The organism is Claveliimonas bilis, from assembly GCF_020892095.1.
Classification (GTDB): Bacteria; Bacillota; Clostridia; order Lachnospirales; family Lachnospiraceae; genus Claveliimonas; species Claveliimonas bilis.
Map to the genome: position 1 here is coordinate 1,143,057 of NZ_AP024845.1, position 17,594 is coordinate 1,160,650.

General features: G+C 40.7%; 17 protein-coding genes. 1 reads left to right on the top strand and 16 read right to left on the bottom strand.

The annotated features are described in order from the left end of the window. Position 1 precedes the first annotated feature (1 nt). The 8 genes from fusA to EUBC25_RS05750 form a co-directional block, all read right to left on the bottom strand. On the bottom strand, positions 2-2,119 hold the full coding sequence (gene fusA, locus EUBC25_RS05715; RefSeq protein WP_230107209.1) for an elongation factor G: 2,118 nt from the start codon (positions 2,117-2,119) through the stop codon (positions 2-4). Positions 2,120-2,134: 15 nt separating this feature from the next. Beyond that, the gene (rpsG, locus tag EUBC25_RS05720; protein ID WP_070088498.1) at positions 2,135-2,605 is read right to left on the bottom strand and encodes a 30S ribosomal protein S7; all 471 of its coding nucleotides are present in this window, start codon (positions 2,603-2,605) and stop codon (positions 2,135-2,137) included. Positions 2,606-2,787: 182 nt separating this feature from the next. Next, entirely contained in the window at positions 2,788-3,210 is a 423-nt protein-coding gene (gene rpsL, locus EUBC25_RS05725) for a 30S ribosomal protein S12 (RefSeq protein WP_230107210.1), read from the bottom strand. A gap of 276 nt (positions 3,211-3,486) precedes the next feature. Continuing rightward, positions 3,487-4,200, bottom strand: a complete 714-nt coding sequence (locus EUBC25_RS05730; RefSeq protein WP_255682350.1) for a PDDEXK nuclease domain-containing protein — start codon at positions 4,198-4,200, stop codon at positions 3,487-3,489. Beyond that, entirely contained in the window at positions 4,172-4,486 is a 315-nt protein-coding gene (locus EUBC25_RS15140) for a DUF1016 N-terminal domain-containing protein (protein WP_255682351.1), read from the bottom strand. Before EUBC25_RS15140 ends, EUBC25_RS05730 begins: the two co-directional genes overlap by 29 nt. 360 nt (positions 4,487-4,846) lie before the next feature. Beyond that, entirely contained in the window at positions 4,847-5,359 is a 513-nt protein-coding gene (locus EUBC25_RS05740; RefSeq protein ID WP_230107211.1) for a VanZ family protein, read from the bottom strand. Positions 5,360-5,419: 60 nt separating this feature from the next. Then, entirely contained in the window at positions 5,420-6,370 is a 951-nt protein-coding gene (locus tag EUBC25_RS05745) for a tyrosine-type recombinase/integrase (RefSeq protein WP_230107212.1), read from the bottom strand. A gap of 169 nt (positions 6,371-6,539) precedes the next feature. Continuing rightward, positions 6,540-7,133 carry a VanZ family protein gene (locus EUBC25_RS05750; RefSeq protein ID WP_230107213.1) on the bottom strand — a complete coding sequence of 198 codons (594 nt, stop codon included), beginning with the start codon at positions 7,131-7,133 and terminating at the stop codon, positions 6,540-6,542. 235 nt (positions 7,134-7,368) lie between these two features. Here EUBC25_RS05750 and EUBC25_RS05755 point away from each other — a divergent pair, with 235 nt between their 5' ends. After that, positions 7,369-8,622: an amidohydrolase gene (locus EUBC25_RS05755; protein WP_230107214.1), complete on the top strand. Its 1,254-nt coding sequence runs from the start codon at positions 7,369-7,371 to the stop codon at positions 8,620-8,622. 166 nt (positions 8,623-8,788) lie between these two features. On the opposite strand, the gene EUBC25_RS05760 is transcribed toward EUBC25_RS05755, so the two are convergent. The 8 genes from EUBC25_RS05760 to EUBC25_RS05795 all read right to left on the bottom strand — a co-directional run bounded on the left by EUBC25_RS05760 (position 8,789) and on the right by EUBC25_RS05795 (position 17,585). Further along, positions 8,789-8,980: a hypothetical protein gene (locus tag EUBC25_RS05760; protein WP_230107215.1), complete on the bottom strand. Its 192-nt coding sequence runs from the start codon at positions 8,978-8,980 to the stop codon at positions 8,789-8,791. A 31-nt stretch (positions 8,981-9,011) separates the two neighbouring features. Continuing rightward, on the bottom strand, positions 9,012-9,176 hold the full coding sequence (locus tag EUBC25_RS05765) for a hypothetical protein (RefSeq protein ID WP_230107216.1): 165 nt from the start codon (positions 9,174-9,176) through the stop codon (positions 9,012-9,014). 16 nt (positions 9,177-9,192) lie between these two features. Further along, positions 9,193-10,017, bottom strand: coding sequence for an Rpn family recombination-promoting nuclease/putative transposase (locus tag EUBC25_RS05770; protein ID WP_230107217.1), 825 nt, complete (start codon positions 10,015-10,017; stop codon positions 9,193-9,195). A 215-nt stretch (positions 10,018-10,232) separates the two neighbouring features. Then, complete coding sequence (locus tag EUBC25_RS05775) at positions 10,233-11,465, bottom strand: nucleotide sugar dehydrogenase (protein WP_230107218.1); 1,233 nt, start codon at positions 11,463-11,465, stop codon at positions 10,233-10,235. A gap of 19 nt (positions 11,466-11,484) precedes the next feature. Further along, positions 11,485-12,567, bottom strand: coding sequence for an NAD-dependent epimerase/dehydratase family protein (locus tag EUBC25_RS05780; RefSeq protein WP_230107219.1), 1,083 nt, complete (start codon positions 12,565-12,567; stop codon positions 11,485-11,487). A gap of 61 nt (positions 12,568-12,628) precedes the next feature. Further along, positions 12,629-15,211 (bottom strand): Ig-like domain-containing protein, encoded by a 2,583-nt coding sequence (locus EUBC25_RS05785; protein ID WP_230107220.1) that lies wholly within the window; start codon positions 15,209-15,211, stop codon positions 12,629-12,631. Positions 15,212-15,245: 34 nt separating this feature from the next. After that, positions 15,246-16,340: a non-hydrolyzing UDP-N-acetylglucosamine 2-epimerase gene (gene wecB / locus EUBC25_RS05790; RefSeq protein ID WP_230107221.1), complete on the bottom strand. Its 1,095-nt coding sequence runs from the start codon at positions 16,338-16,340 to the stop codon at positions 15,246-15,248. 21 nt (positions 16,341-16,361) lie between these two features. Beyond that, positions 16,362-17,585 (bottom strand): nucleotide sugar dehydrogenase, encoded by a 1,224-nt coding sequence (locus EUBC25_RS05795; RefSeq protein ID WP_230107222.1) that lies wholly within the window; start codon positions 17,583-17,585, stop codon positions 16,362-16,364. Between the last annotated feature and the right edge of the window lie 9 nt (positions 17,586-17,594).

A 17,594-nucleotide genomic window follows, 5' to 3' on the forward strand; every position in this document is an offset into this window, starting at 1 on the left:
ATTATTCATTTTTTCCTGACAGAACTTTTTCCTGAACAGATTTCGGAACCGGTTTGTAACTCTCGAAGAACATAGAGTAGTTACCACGTCCCTGTGTTCTGGAACGTAAGTCTGTGGAATAGCCAAACATTTCGGAAAGCGGTACGTGTGCACGTACGATCTTTCCTCCGCCCAGATCATCCATACCTTCGATCTGTCCACGGCGTGAGTTGATATCACCGATGATATCTCCCATGTATTCTTCCGGCATAGTTACTTCTACCTTCATAATAGGCTCAAGAAGTACAGGAGCAGCTTTCTTCATCGCATCCTTGAATGCCAGGGATCCGGCAATATGGAATGCCATTTCACTGGAGTCGACTTCATGGTAAGAACCATCATAAACAGTAGCGTGCAGTCCGACTACCGGGAATCCGCCGAGGATACCGGATTTCATTGCTTCTTCGATACCTTCGCCTACTGCCGGGATGTATTCCTTCGGAATTGCTCCTCCGACTACAGTAGACTCGAACTTGTATGTCTCCTCACCGTTGACATCCATTGGCTCGAATTTTACTTTACAATGCCCGTACTGTCCACGTCCACCAGACTGTTTTGCATACTTGCTGTCTACATCAACTGCTTTAGTAAACGCCTCTTTGTAAGCAACCTGTGGTGCACCTACATTAGCTTCTACCTTAAATTCACGAAGCAGACGGTCTACGATGATCTCCAGGTGGAGCTCACCCATACCGGCGATGATCGTCTGACCTGTTTCCTGATCTGTATGAGCACGGAATGTCGGGTCTTCTTCTGCAAGTTTTGCAAGAGACTCACCAAGTTTACCCTGGGAAGCCTTTGTCTTAGGCTCGATAGCAAGCTCGATAACAGGTTCCGGGAACTCCATGGACTCCAGGATTACCGGATGCTGCTCATCACAGATTGTATCACCTGTTGTAGAGAACTTAAATCCGATCGCTGCAGCGATATCTCCGGAGTAAACCTTATCCAGTTCCTGTCTCTTATTTGCGTGCATCTGAAGAATACGCCCTACACGTTCCTTCTTGCCTTTTGTTGCGTTTAATACATAGGAACCGGAATTTACAGTTCCTGAATAAACTCTGAAGTATGCCAGCTTACCTACGAACGGGTCTGTCATGATTTTGAATACGAGAGCAGAGAACGGCTCTTCATCAGAAGAATGTCTCTCAACTTCATTTCCGTCTTCGTCCTCACCCTTGATAGCAGGGATATCAGTCGGAGCCGGCATGTATTCAAGGATAGCATCCAGAAGTTTCTGAACACCTTTGTTTCTGTATGCAGATCCACAGCATACAGGAACAGCTGTACATTCGCATGTAGCCTTGCGGAGAACTGCTTTCAGCGCATCAACGGACGGCTCCTCACCTTCCAGATACTCCATCATCAGGTCATCATCCAGCTCGCAGATCTTCTCTACAAGTTCTGTATGATACAGTTCCGCATCATCTTTCATATCATCCGGAATATCCGTAACAGAAATGTCATCGCCCTTTTCATCATTATAGATGTAAGCCTGCATTTCCATCAGGTCGATAATTCCTTTGAAATCATCTTCTTTGCCGATCGGCAGCTGAAGACAAATTGCATTTTTTCCTAATCTTGTCTTAATCTGCTCTACTGCGTTGTAAAAGTCAGCACCCAGGATGTCCATTTTATTGATGAAGGCCATACGTGGTACATTGTATGTGTCAGCCTGACGCCATACATTTTCTGACTGAGGTTCTACACCGCCTTTAGCACAGAATACGCCCACCGCACCGTCAAGTACGCGAAGTGAACGCTCAACCTCTACTGTAAAGTCAACGTGGCCCGGGGTATCAATGATATTGATACGATGTTCCAAAGCGCCTTTTTTCGGCTTTGTCTTTTCTTCCAGAGTCCAGTGACATGTAGTAGCGGCTGAAGTAATTGTAATACCTCTTTCCTGCTCCTGCTCCATCCAGTCCATGGTAGCAGTACCTTCATGAGTATCACCAATTTTGTAGTTAACACCAGTGTAATACAGAATACGCTCTGTCAATGTTGTCTTACCAGCATCGATATGAGCCATAATACCAATATTTCTGGTTCTCTCCAATGGATATTCTCTTCCAGCCAAGGTCTCTTCCTCCTATTAGAATCGATAGTGAGCAAATGCTTTGTTTGCTTCTGCCATCTTGTGCATGTCTTCTTTTCTCTTAACTGCTGCACCTGTGTTGTTTGCAGCATCCATGATCTCATTTGCCAGTCTTTCTTCCATTGTCTTCTCGCCTCTTGCGCGGGAGAAGTTGGTCAGCCAGCGAAGCGCCAGAGCCTGTCTTCTGTCAGCTCTTACTTCGATTGGCACCTGGTATGTTGCACCACCGATACGTCTTGCCTTTACCTCAAGTACTGGCATGATATTGTTCATTGCCTCTTCAAACACTTCGATAGCCGGCTTATCGGTCTTTTCTGCAACTCTGTCAAACGCTCCATATACAATCTTCTGTGCGATTCCCTTCTTACCATCTAACATAATGTTATTGATAAGTTTCGTAACCACTTTGTTGTTGTACAATGGATCTGCTAATACGTCTCTTTTCTGAGTATGTCCTTTACGTGGCACGGTCCTTCCCTCCTTAAACAATTGATTAATTCATCGGTACTCACATGTGTCTTTCTAATGATACAGTGTAGTGCACAGGCCATACGGCAGGAAGAAACGCTTTCTTCTATCCGTAATACCTGTAACTTACTTCATCATAGTTCTGTTTGTGACTACAATTTTCTCTTACATTTACTAAGAGCTTATTTCTTTGCGTCTTTCGGTCTCTTTGCTCCGTATTTGGAACGAGCCTGTCTTCTCTTGGCAACACCTGCTGTATCAAGTGTTCCTCTTACGATGTGGTATCTTGTACCTGGAAGGTCCTTAACACGCCCTCCACGGATCAGAACAACACTATGCTCCTGAAGGTTATGTCCTTCTCCCGGAATATAGCTTGTTACTTCGATTCCGTTAGACAGACGAACTCTGGCGATCTTTCTAAGAGCTGAGTTAGGTTTCTTAGGTGTCGCTGTCTTAACAGCTGTACAAACGCCTCTCTTCTGCGGTGCAGATGCGTCTGTCGCTCTCTTCTTCAGGGAGTTGTATCCTTTCTGAAGTGCCGGTGCTGTTGACTTCTTTACAGATGTCTGACGTCCTTTTCTTACTAACTGGTTAAATGTTGGCATTTCTTTTCACCTCCTACGATAAAAATAAGTTACGGGTTTTTAAACGTCATTCCGTTTAAAACGCGCAAAAAAATACTGCACATTTTTATACGCGCTAGATTATTCTATTATGTCTAAGCCGAAAAGTCAAGGGTATAGCCCAAAATTCCTGAAAAAACAGGATTTCCCCTTTAAATAGAAAAGCTGAAGGATTTTCACAATGAACACCTATCAGCTATGTTAAAAATAATATTCAATTTTAATTTTGACAAATTGGCTTACAAGTTGTAAGCCAATTTACTCAGACAGCTCATTTTCAATTTCTTCTACTGTTGGCAGACTACTTTTAAACTCCTCACGCAGTACCTTTGTCAATTCATATTCTGCAATCCCGATAGGCTGTGATATATCGTCAAGAGCATATTCTGCGACAACATCGTCTTTATCTTTACAAATGAGTATTCCAATAGTCGGATTATCTTGGAATGTCTTCATCTGTTTATTAACAGCAGTTACATAAAAATTTAATTTTCCCGCGAACTTCGGCTTAAACTTTTCAGTTTTCAATTCTACCACCACATAACAATGCAGACGGGCATGGTAGAAAAGCAAATCAATATAAAAATCGCTTTCTCCAACACGAATATGGACTTGTCTGCCCATATAGGAAAATCCTGTGCCAAGCTCCAGTAAAAATTGCGTAATTTGGTTAACAAGGGCATCTTCTAATTCTTTTTCATCGTATTCTTCTCGGAGTGTGAGGAAATCAAAATTATATGGATTTTTCAAAGTCTGCACTGCCAAGTCTGATTGAGGCTCTGGAAGTTTTACAGAAAAATTAGTAATTGCTTTCCCCTGCCTATCATAGAGTCCGCTATCAATTTGATGTTCTAATACCGATCTGCTCCACCCGTTGTCCATTGTTTTCTGCACATAGAATAATGCTTCCGGAATGCTTTGGCATTTATAAACAATTCGCTGATTATGTCCCCACGGAATGCTTTTTACCATTTTTTCTATCATATCCGTTTGGCTTACAAATTCTGAACAGAAAAACCCGACATATTCGGAAATGTTTTTTCAAATCTTTGCTCATAGCAGGCAGAAAAGAATCTCCCCATTTAGCAGTTTTCTGTTTTATCACAATGTCTCTGCCTATATCCCAATACAAATCCAGCATAGCATAATTCACTTTCACAGATGCCTTGATTTGGCTCTGCCTGATTTTTTGTTTTATGTTCTCTATCCAAGCTCTATACTCCTCTGTTACCACAAAGCTAACCTCTCTACTTGTCATGGATGCTCCTCCGATTAGTATTTCTACCAAAAGAAAACTTATGCTTCTCTATTTTATCATAAACCAATCTCTTTTTTCAAACCCCTTAAGAAACATGCGACGTCAGCCACCATAAAAAAAATACAGGGCTTCCTGCCCTGCATTTTTCTTTCGCCTCACGGCGTTTTCTATGCTTAATACTCCCTTGGCTTTTCCCGTCCCGGAACACTTGGCTACCGCCATAATATGCCCGACGGATGCGCAGTGGATTTCTGCGGTTCCACAAAAACCGCCCTATGCGCAGGTATAATAACCACGCTGCGGTTATTATACCACAAAAGCCTGTCTGTTAAAAGTGTAATAAGCTGGAAATTTACTATATTATGTGGTTTTTTTTGTCTCCAATACTACATTTTCCGTTTCTTTCCTGCGATGCGCCGGCCGGGCAAGCAGAAAACTCACTGTAAGGAAAATCAAAATACCGGCTGCCGCCCCCAGACTGTCGATCAGCACATCTGTCACTCTGCATCCTCTGCCGGGTACAAAGAGCTGATGAAATTCATCAGTTGCCGCATAAGCCGCCGCCGACAAAAAACTGGCAATGATCTGTCTTCTGCCTGCCAGCCCATAACTTTGGTACATCCCCATAAGAAGGACTGCAAAACAGGCGTATTCTGTGGCATGGGCCGCCTTTCTCACCGGATAATCTATTCGCTCGGCAAATGCTTCCTGTTCCTTTTCTGTCCATTTATCATAATCAGGCACGAAAACCTCTCCTGCTATTTTCCCAACCGAAAGACTCATATCGCTGGATTCATCCGCCGGCTGTGCCGAAAACCAGAAGATCAGACACATCCAGAAAAGGACCGCCGCTGTCAATACTTTTCGTTTCAATTCATTTCCATTCCTTCCGCTGCTTTTCTTCTGATTATTATAGCGATTCTCTTTCCCATGTCAAGGACTGACGCACAACCGGTCCATGTGCTTTCTTTTTTGTTCCATAGAAGAGTGCACATACCGGTTCAGCGTAATATTTACATTGGCATGTCCCAGAATTTCACTTAAAGATTTAATATCGAACCCCTCTTCAATACATCTGGTGGCAAACGTGTGGCGAAGCGCATGGTAATTGATCTCATTCATCCGGCATTCCCTAAGATACCGCTTAAAAATATTTTCCATGGTTCTCGGCTCAATAAATTTATCTGCCGTACCCGTAAGGACATATGCATTTTCCGGAGATTTCTCCAGAGTTTTCAATCTTTCCTGCAAAAAGAAGGGGATCGGAATATCCCTTCTCGAACAGCTGCTTTTCGGCTCTGTCACAATGATCTTGGTCTTCCTTCCCCCGCTCATTTTTACATCCTGTATTCTCTGCATAGTAAAACGCACCTGCAGAAGTTCTTCCTTATTAATAATGTTTTCCTTTTTCAGCGCACAGACTTCGCCCAGTCTAAGTCCCATATACAGACTCAAAAGAACTCCCGTCTTAGTCAGGCTTTCATCACTCATCAGGAATTTCTCCAGCTTCCTCTGCTCCTGCCTCTCCAGGATATGGATCTGACTGTCACAGTTTTTCAGCCGTATCAGTTCGAAATGGCAGGGAAATTCCACATCCCAATAAGATGCATAACGGCAGATTTCCTTGAGCAGCGTTAAAATATCCTTGACTGTTTTCCCCGACAAGGCCTCTCCCCGCAAATTTCCTCCGGACAGCTTATCCTGTACAAACGCTTCCACGACAGCGGTTGTCATCTGTCCCGCTTTCACACTGCCAAGCTGAGGCAAAATATGGTTGCGCACCAGATTATTATACTTTACATAGGAAGATTCTTTAACGCGAAGCCTTACATTATCCAGCCACTGCCGGACAATTGCCTCAAATTCCATGTTTTCGTTCACCATCACGTGTGACCTCCTTTTTCTATAGTTTCTATAGATTATATAAGGAAATCACCGCGAAACTGCGTACGGCTTCACGCAGAATACAGTCAGTTAACGTGCCTTTTCTTTTATTATTCCTTCTTTTTCAGAGCACGCTCGTGATCCAGGAGAAAAGGGATAAGCCGACAATTTACAGACGCGCCTGTGCATACCGCCTTCTTTTCTTCGGCATCCGGCACTGGTTTCTCACCGGAGAGCGCAGGATATGGAAGAGACACCATCCCGCCATTGCTCCCACCGTATTATTAAAGATATCATCCAATTCGAAAAGGCCGATCTTATAAACAAGCTGGGTACTCTCCACCGCAATACTCAAAAACATCGACAGCATCAGCACTTTCCAGAAAGACGCCTTTTTCAGCGCATCGTTCAAAAGGAAGCCCAACGGGAAAAACAGAGCGATATTATTGATCACTTCCATTCCAAGTTCCACATTTCCGCCGAAAATCCACTCTTTATAGGACCAGAACATTTCCAGCTCATATCGATGCGATGTGCCAATCTCCCGGAATCCCAATGTGAAATAAGCGATGCCTGCCAGCTCTACAAGCAGACAGAAAATCGCCAGTACTTTTCTCAAAACAGGAGACAGCCTCGGGTTCAGCCAGTACATAAGAAGCATATACGTAATCACAAAAAGCAAAAGGAATTGCACCAGAAGCTGATTCTCCACATAATATATCTTTAAAAACCAAATCGCTTTCGCGATAAATTCCTGCAACATTCTTCTTTCACCTCTGCTTTCGCAATTGTAGTATTTATAATATCCCCATGTACCAGGAAAAGCAATCAAAATTTACAGAAGATTTCCTTAAGATTTTCCTATTATATTTATCCCAAAACCTCCCCTGACTTTCTTTTTCCCATTATCTGTTGTATACTTTACTCGTCACTTTATTATACTAAATCAAAGAGTTTTTTAGCTCTTCTTCCAATTAAAACAATGAGGAAAAAGAAATATGAATAGAATTGCAGACTGGATTGCTTCCCATGAAGCAGAATTAACGGATATAGCCCATGATATTTTCTGTCACCCGGAGCTTGCTTATGAAGAAATCTATTCTTCCAAGCGCCTTGCATCCTTCCTGGAAAATCAGGGCTTTCAAATAACATGGAAAACAGCCGGCATTGACACCGCTTTTACCGCCACCTGGGGAAATGGTTCGCCTCGTCTCGGCTTTCTGGCAGAATACGACGCCCTTCCGGAAATTGGCCATGCCTGCGGGCATAACCTTCTCGGCACAGGTGTATGCGCTGCTGCCTGTGCTTTAAAAAATGATATGGAAACTTCCAAAACTCCCGGTACTATCCTTGTCTACGGCTGTCCTGCTGAAGAAATCATGTCCGGAAAGATCGTCATGACAAAAGCAGGCGTATTTGACGACCTGGACGTTGCCGTCATGTGGCATCCATTTGACCGGAACCGGATCAGCAACGATATCTGGCAGGCACAGGACGTAAAAAACTACACATTTCACGGAATCAGCGCCCATGCTTCCCGATCTCCCGAAGAGGGGCGAAGTGCGCTGGACGCTGCAGAGCTCATGAATATCGGCGTCAATTATCTTCGTGAACATGTACCGGGCGACGTGAGGATGCACTATGCCTATATCGATAATCACATCCCTGCCAATGTAGTTCCCGATACCGCAAAAACGAACTACTTCATCCGCTCTTCCCTAAGATCCCGCACGGAGGACGCAAGCCGGAGGGTGGATGACTGCGCCCGGGGCGCTGCACTCATGACCGGAACTTCTGTAGACATCGAACTGGTGAAAAGCTGTCGGGAAATGAAAATAAACCGCACACTGACCGAGCTTTACTACGAAGCTATGACAAAAATCGACACCCCCACTTACACACAGGAAGAACTGGACTTTGCCGCCGAAATCAGCAAGGAAGCCAGGCTTAACAATCACGGCATTTATTTCACAGGGCTGGAACCGCTGGAAGATGAACCCATTCCCATCGCTATTGGAACGGATGCCTCCGAAGTCAGCCACGTTGTCCCTATGATCACCATCAGCGCTGCCACCATGTGCAAGGGAACACCTCTTCATCACTGGGCTGCTGCCCGCCAGGCCGGCATGAGCATCGGTCACAAAGGGATGCTGTACGCTGCCAGATGCATGGCAGAAGGTACAAAGCTTCTCATAGAAACACCCGGTGCACTAGAAAAAGTATGGGAGGATCATCGCCGGGAAGAAAAATAATAAAGAGTTCCGCAAGCGGAACTCTCGCGCCGAGCGCGGTCGCTCTAGCGGCAAATTTCACTTCGCGCGAGTGCGCATCCCGCGGAGCGTTTTATTCAATAGGGAACGAAGTTTCCTATTGAATAAAAAACGCCTCTGTGCTTTTGAATGGCACAGAGGCGTTTCGTTACTTTCTTCTTATCTGCTTCAATGCACGAAAATACGCTGCTAACCTCTCTTTCTGTTCCGCCGAGAAGTCATGGCGACATTTCTCCCCTATCTTTTCATCTTCTATTGGCATCGGATCATAGACCGGACAGTCTCCAGCTGCTCTACTCTCTTTTTCCAGTCCTTCAAATATTCGGTCGCTGTCTATCATAATTCATATCCTTGGTGTTACAGAAGCACTTTTAAACTTCCGCTCCTTTACGTATTTCCTCGATTTCCTCTTCACTCAGTCCACTGGCTTCTTTAATAAGACTGATTTCTGCTCCAGCTTTCAGAAGTCCTAAGATTAGTCGTCTTTGCTCTTGCTTTCGTCCTCTTTGTTCCATTCGTTCTGCAAAATTACTCATAACGTCCCGCCTTTTCTCATATTTCCTGGAACTCTGATTTCTTGCTTATTTCTTCGATTTCCTCTTCGCTCAATCCACTAGCTTCTTTAATAAGACTGATTTCTGCCCCAGCTTTCAATAAGCCCAAAATCAATCTTCTCTCTGCTCTTTTCTCTCCCCTTTCCTCTCCCCTTTTCTCCATTCTTTCTCCAAAATTACTCATGATATCCAGTCCTTTCTTTTCACCTTTCAAAAACTTGACACGCTTCGACAAAGCCCCCTGACTGTCATCTTCCGGATCCGCTGTCTTAAAATATTTCATCAGCTCTGCAATTTCAGTATAATCGTCTACTTCTGCATTGACAAAAATAATGTGCTGCCCGTCCTCATATTCTTCCCCAGTATTTCCCAGATATTTATATATGGGATAAACCGTGCTTCCCCTATTCCATATATCCGTTTCGCTGATATAAAAAAGAGAACACTTTGGAATCTTCTCATAACTCTCGCCTCTGCGCAGCAATTCACTATCTGCCATGGCGCGATAATACCGAACCCTTTTTGAATGATTCCCTTTATCTTCTTTCTGAACTTCAATAATATAAATCTGATTATCTGTACTTTCTGCAAAAATATCCAACCTTGAACGTTTGGAAACGAGCTTTGTTATATGATATTGGCTTTTTACTGTACGTATACTCAAATCAGAAATTCCTGTCAAAATCCGCAATACATGTTGACATGCAGGAATATCTTCCAGAACAGCCGACATAAAAACATCATCAAAAAGCGTCAGTTTCTTCACTTCTTCTATGAGCTTTTCTCGCTCCAGAATTCGGCTTTGCTTTTCACTTTCTTTCATACGTAAATTTGACGTTCACAGAATCGTTTTATGTTCTCAACATCGTTCTAGTCCTATTTTTCGGCAAGAAATAAATAAAGATATCTTATTTACATAATTTTATTATAGAGTAAAAAAGAAGGAAAGTAAAGACCTGATTTATGGAAATTAAAATCCAGGTTTATTTTCCTTCTAATTACCTTGTTTCCAGTTTTGATAAAATCCAGCAATAACCTTTAATCCCGTCTAAACAGGTCTCTGGTATATACTTTCTCCCGGACATCATCCAGACAGCTGTCATAGCGATTCGCAATAATGGAATGGCTCATCTCCTTGAACTTGTCCAAATCATTTACCACTCTGCTTCCAAAGAAAGTGTGGCCATCTTCCAGCGTTGGTTCATAGATTACTACTGTTGCACCTTTCGCCTTAATCCGCTTCATAACTCCCTGTATACTGCTCTGACGGAAATTATCAGAATTAGATTTCATTGTCAGACGATAGATACCTACTACTACCTCATGTTCTTTATCAGCCGAGTAACTCTCTGAATTCCCATAGGCTCCTGCCAACTCCAGGACACGGTCTGCAATAAAATCCTTTCTTGTGCGGTTGCTCTCCACAATTGCCTCAATCAAATTTTCCGGTACATCCTGATAATTCGCAAGTAACTGTTTCGTATCTTTAGGCAGGCAATATCCACCGTATCCGAATGATGGATTATTATATTGATCTCCGATCCTAGGATCAAGACATACTCCTTTGATAATATCCTGAGTGTTTAACCCTTTCACTTCTGCATAAGTATCCAGTTCATTAAAATAGGATACTCGAAGCGCCAGGTATGTATTTGCAAATAACTTTACAGCCTCTGCTTCGGTAAATCCCATAAACAAAGTATCAATATTCTCTTTTAAAGCTCCTTCCTGCAAAAGAGCTGCAAAAGTATGGGCAGCAGCCTCCGTTTTCTCATCACAGCTTACGATAATACGGCTGGGATAAAGATTATCATATAAAGCCTTTGATTCTCTTAAAAACTCCGGGCTGAAAATAATATTGCTGCTTCCAAACTTCTCCCTCACAGATCTGGTATATCCTACAGGAATTGTGGATTTAATAACCATAATCGCCTCTGGATTGACCTTCAGCACCAATTCAATCACTGACTCCACTGCACTGGTATCGAAATAGTTCTTTTTACTGTCATAATTGGTAGGTGCAGCAATAATTACAAATTCTGCATCTTTATACGCTTTTTCTCCATCTATGGTAGCTGTTAAATCCAGCTTTTCTTCCCGCAAATATTTTTCAATATAATCATCTTGAATAGGCGATTTTCGATGATTGATCATCTCCACCTTTTCCGGCACAATATCCACCGCTGTAACATGATTGTGTTGTGCCAAAAGTACTGCCAAAGACAATCCTACATACCCTGTACCAGCTACTGCAATCTTTCTTTTGCTCATCACTTTCACCCTCATTATCCTATCCATAAAATTCTTTGTACCACTCTGCAAATTTCCGCAGTCCGTCACGCAAATTTGTACTTGGCTTAAAACCAAAATCCTGTTCCAGCGCACTGGTATCCGCGTATGTTATTGGCACATCTCCCGGCTGCATAGGAACAAGTTTTTTATGAGCTTCGAAATCATAATCTTCCGGCAGTACTCCCGCACGTATCAATTCTTCCTGTAAAATTGTTACAAAATCGAGAAGGTTTTCCGGCTGGTTGTTTCCAATATTGTAGACTGCATAAGGAGGAACTGGCAGCCCGTCTTCCCCGCGTCTCTTCTCCGGCGCCTTCTGCATAACTTTAATTACTCCTTCTACAATATCGTCCACATAGGTAAAATCTCTCTTACAATTACCATAGTTAAAAATTTCTATGGTCTTTCCCTCTCGCAATTTGTTTGTAAAACCAAAATAGGCCATGTCCGGTCTCCCGGCTGGCCCATAAACGGTAAAGAACCGTAATCCTGTAGAAGGAATGTTATACAATTTTGAATAAGCATGAGCCATCAGCTCATTACTTTTTTTAGTAGCTGCATAAAGCGAAACTGGATTGTCTACCTTATCTTCTGTACTGTAAGGGATTTTTTTATTGGATCCGTATACACTGGAAGAGGAAGCATAAACCAAATGCTCCACTCCTGTTTCTCCATTATCATAAGAATGCCTGCAGGCCTCCAGAATGTTATAAAATCCAATTAAGTTAGACTCAATATAAGCGTCCGGATTCGTAATAGAATACCGAACGCCCGCCTGCGCCGCCAGATTAACGACTATGGATGGTTTATACTTTTCAAAAATCGATTGAATCAATTCTCGATCAGAAATAGATCCTTTAATAAAAGTCCATGTAGATTCCGGATGAGAATCTGCCATGGACTTGATCTGATTTAATCGGTATTCTTTTATAGAAACATCGTAATAGTCGTTTAAGTTATCGATGCCGATAATATGTAGCGGCGAAGAGTTTTTAAGTAGTTCAAGAATTAAGTTACTGCCAATAAATCCAGCGCTGCCAGTAACAAGAATCTCCTTTGCTTTTAAATTTTTCTGTATCATAGTGCGCCTTTACATTAGAAATTTGTCTCTTATTAAGTATTTTTTAGTTCTTATTTTTTAATCATTTTGCCTTGCCAGATTTAGCAGCAGACAATAAGCCAAACTCTCTTTCTCCGTTTACCGTTCTATATGCACGTACTTTATAATAATAGGTTTTATTTGATGTAAGGCCATAATTTGTATATGTTAAACTATTTCCTCCAATCACCGTAGCAATTCTTGTATACGTTCCAGAACTTGTATTACATCTATACACTTCATACCCATTAGCTCCGCTAATTGTATTCCATGTAATTCTTAATTGTTTTGATGAACTGCTCTTTACAGATTGTATAGCCGGCTTTCCTGGTATTGGTTTCCTATTTACCACATTAGAAAAGTTACCATATATTTTTTTGCCGGATGATGAATAATACGCCCGTACTTTATAATAATATACTTTTCCTGTTACTAAGCCCGTGTTTGTATATGTTGCATTACTATTTCCTGTCACTGTACTTACATATTTATAGCTTTGTTTAGGACTCTCGCTTCTATAAACTTCATATCCCGTAGCGCCAACAACACTACCCCAATTTATCTTAACGGCATCATACCGTGCTGATGCCGTGGTCACTCCTGTTACCCTAGAAGGAATTGGAGTTGCTGAAACAACAGAGGAAAAGGTTCCATATACTTTTTTAGAATCTACAATTTTATATGCTCTAACTTTATAGAAATATCTTGTTCCTGTTTTCAGCCCACCATTTGTATATGATAATATCGTTGGTCGTTCTATAGTCTTTACTTTTGTATATGTACCATTTTCACTTTTGCTCCTATACAACTCATATCCGGAAGCATTTGGTATTTTTTTCCACTCGATTGTTAGCCTTGTATAAGTAGGATTTGTAATCTTTACAATTTCACCTCTAGCCGGTAATACATTAATCGTACATTTAGCCGTTGCTCCTTTCGGGGTTTTAGCTGTAATTGTTGCTTTTCCAAATCCTCTAGCAGTTACTTTTCCACTGGAATTTACCGTCGCAACCTTAGTGGAACTACTGGACCATGTGACAGATGCAGATGGCCTGACTGTAGCTGAAAGCTGCACCGTTTGCCCAAGGCTTGTCATTGATGCATTTGTCTTATTTAATTCAATCCGTTCTTTTCCATCATTCACAAGAATTTTATAAGTTCCTGTAGAATCGCTACACTTCTCAACTTGTATAGCGTAGGATCCCGGTTCTAAGGAATGCGTATATACCTTTGATATATATCCCTGCTCTTCATTCCATCCAATGTATGTCTGTGACCATATATTATCGCCACTATCGTCCAGGATACGAAGGTTACAATCTTCCATATACGATGTAAAATTGATCTTCAGATCTGTCTTAACAGGAAGCGAAAATTTATATATATCATGAGAATCATTGAGTGCAATCTGTCCATAATAATATTCTCCCATATTTAATTTAGTTCCTGTCAAATAGGTATTATCCGGTTCACTATTAGTCGCATTGGAACTCTTAAAATCAAATTTAGCTTTATATTTCCCAGTATACTCATTGAATGTTTGTACTTTAATATAGTACTCACCTTTTTCTAAATCATGAGAATATAAATCTGTAATATATCCCTGACTTTCATTCCAACTATTATATGTAAATGAATCAAGTTCTTTTCCAGATTTGTCATATAAATAATAATGATAGTATGGCAAATATGAAGTAAATTGAACGGATACCCTTCCTGACTTGGTAAGTGTAAAATGGAAATTGTCGAATCGGTCATTTGGCGCAAATATTCCGGTATATGTATTCCCAAATTTAACTTCAACTGCATTGTTAAAAGAATTATTCGGTTCCGATGTATTAGTCCCTGCAGATGCGAAAGCTGTCTTTAATGTATACTTTTCTTTTCCATCATGCCCCTCAATCGCTAAGGAATAGGCTCCTTTTTCAAGATATATATTGAAAATATCATTTATATATTCTAGAGAATCGTTCCAATAATTATATGTTTCCGACCAAATCTCAGTGCCATTATTATCGTATAAATATATATGATAATAACGAAGGTATGACGTCATATTAAAAGTTACCTTTCCGGCTTCAGTCACATTAAAGCGATACACATTCGTACGATTAGAATCAGAAACTGTTCCTTGTATAGTACTTCCCAATGTAATATTATAAGTACTTCTTGCATTTAATGAACTTTTTAATTCTTTGGCAGAAACACTTTCATCTTTTTTTTCGTCATCGCCCTCTTGAGTTTTTAGATCACCAGAGTCTGGACTTTGATTTTGATCCGCTTCCGTATTGCTATTAACCGAACTATCTTCTGACTCATCCTCTGCTTTTCCTTCCGGAATATTAGCCATATCCTCTCTATCACTCTCTACCTTTTGCTCCGAATCTTCTGTATTTGCATCAACACTATCTGTCTCATTCTTATTCTGACCGGAATTCTTGTCTTCCCCTTGATTTTTGTCTTCTTTCAATGTTTCTTCTTCCTTTTGAGCCTCGGTTTCCTTGCTTGCCATCTGTGTCTGAGATTCTTCGGCTAAGGCAGTGATTGAAACATTTATTGTTGTTCCAAACAATACACAAAAGCAAATCCCCAACGCAATAATCTTATTTACAATTATCTTTTTCATTCCTTTTCTCCTTATAGCTTCCCCAATAATCACTTCATGCTCTCTCTAAAATATCCGCTATCCTTCTGCTAGCAAAGCCATCCCCATATGGATTACTCGCCTCACTCATCTTCTTATATTCCGTCTCGTTCTCTAAAAGCAATTTAAAATTTTTATAGATGACATTTTCATCCGTTCCCACTAGTCTAAGAGTTCCAGCCTCAACTCCCTCTGGTCTTTCTGTAGTATCTCGCATAACTAAAACCGGTTTTCCCAAAGAAGGGGCTTCTTCCTGAATCCCACCAGAATCTGTCAAGATTAGAAAACTTCTCGCGAGAAAATTATGGAAATCCAATACGTCTAATGGCTCTATAATATGTATTCTCTCATCACCTCCTAAAATTTTTTGAGCCGTTTCACGTACAATCGGATTCATATGTATAGGATAAATTGCTTTGACATCCTCATGCTCATCACATACTCGCTTAATAGCACGGAACATAGCCTCCATTGGTTTTCCCAAATTTTCTCTTCTATGTGCAGTAATCATAATAAGTCTGCTACCTTTTGCCCATTCTAACTCCGGATGGGTGTAATTTTCTGTCACAGTTGTTCTCAAGGCATCAATAGCTGTATTGCCCGTTACGTAAACTTTTTCTACTGATTTCCCTTCATTTACGAGATTCTCTTTTGACACATCTGTAGGGGCAAAATTATAATTAGCAATGATACTTACTGCCTGACGATTAAACTCTTCCGGATAGGGAGAAAATATATTATAAGTCCGCAGTCCTGCTTCTACATGTCCAACTGGTATTTGAAGATAAAAACAAGCCAATGCTGTTACAAATGTTGTAGAGGTATCTCCATGTACCAAAACAACATCTGGATTTACCTTTTCTAGTATCTCCTTAATCTTATTTAAAATATTTACTGTTACATCAAATAAATTTTGTCTTTCTTGCATAATGGATAAATCATAGTCTGGCTTAACATGAAATACATCCAATACCTGATCAAGCATCTGCCTATGCTGCCCTGTCACACATACAATTGTTTTGATATTCTTTCTTGTTTTTAATTCATTTACCAGAGGACACATCTTAATTGCTTCTGGCCGTGTTCCAAATACCAGCATAATCTTTCTCATGATTTCATTCCTCTCTCGTTTCTATAAATAATATGTTCCTTTTTTCTGACAAATTTTTCGTGTATCCAAGATGACTTTCCCTTCTAGTTTTTCCAAATTCTCTTTTATCTCATCATGTCCAACCATAATTACAACCATATCAACATTTTGTAAAAATAAGTCAAAATCATGATATTGACCCTTTACAACATCTTTTGTAATATATGGATCATAAACTTTAATTTCTCCAACTGACAAATGCTTTTCCATATTCTCTAACAGTTGTAAAGTTGGACTTTCCCGCATATCATCCACATTCTCTTTATATGTAAGACCATACAATCCTACTTTAGAGGTTCTTGTAATGCCTTCTTTCTTCATAATGTCATGTATTCTTTCTAAAACAAACTCTGGCATGCCATCATTGATTTTTCTTGCTGCAAGTATTATATTCGCAAGTCCTGGATAATCGCCAACTAAAAACCAAGGATCTACAGATATGCAGTGCCCTCCTACCCCCGGTCCTGGAGAAAGTATATTTACTCTCGGATGGTGATTTGCAATCCGGATAATTTCATACACATCCATATTGTCACTTCTACATATTTTTGCCAGTTCGTTTGCAAAAGCAATGTTAATATCTCTATATGTATTTTCTACTACTTTAGTCATTTCAGCAGTTCGAATATCTGTTACTATAATTTCACCTTGACAAAAAGAGGAATATAGTTCTTTTACTTTTTTGCCTATTTCCTCAGAATCAGCACCTATTGTTCTACTGTTATTCTTCAATTCATATACCATGTTTCCTGGTATGATTCTTTCCGGTGCATGTACTAAATGAATATCTTTACCAACTGTAAAACCATAGCTTTCGATAATAGGTCTTACAAACCGATCTATAGTCCCTGGCGATATCGTAGATTCTATTACAACAATTGCTCCCTTAGGACATACATCTAATATATTTTCTACTGCCCGTGTCACGAACCCTGCATCAATCTTTTTACTGACTTTATTATAGGGGGTCGGAACCGCTATAATATACATATCTGTAGATATATACTCATGTGAAAACGTAATTTTTTCTTTTAATGCACTAAAAAAGAGCTCTTCGAGCCCTTCTTCTTTAAATGTTATTTTCCCTTTATTTAGCGTATCTACAAGCTGCTTATTGTAGTCAGTGCCAACGACTTCAACTCCATGTGCTGCAAACATAAGCGCTGTTGGCAGCCCTATATATCCTAACCCTATTACATTAATCATTTCTTTTTC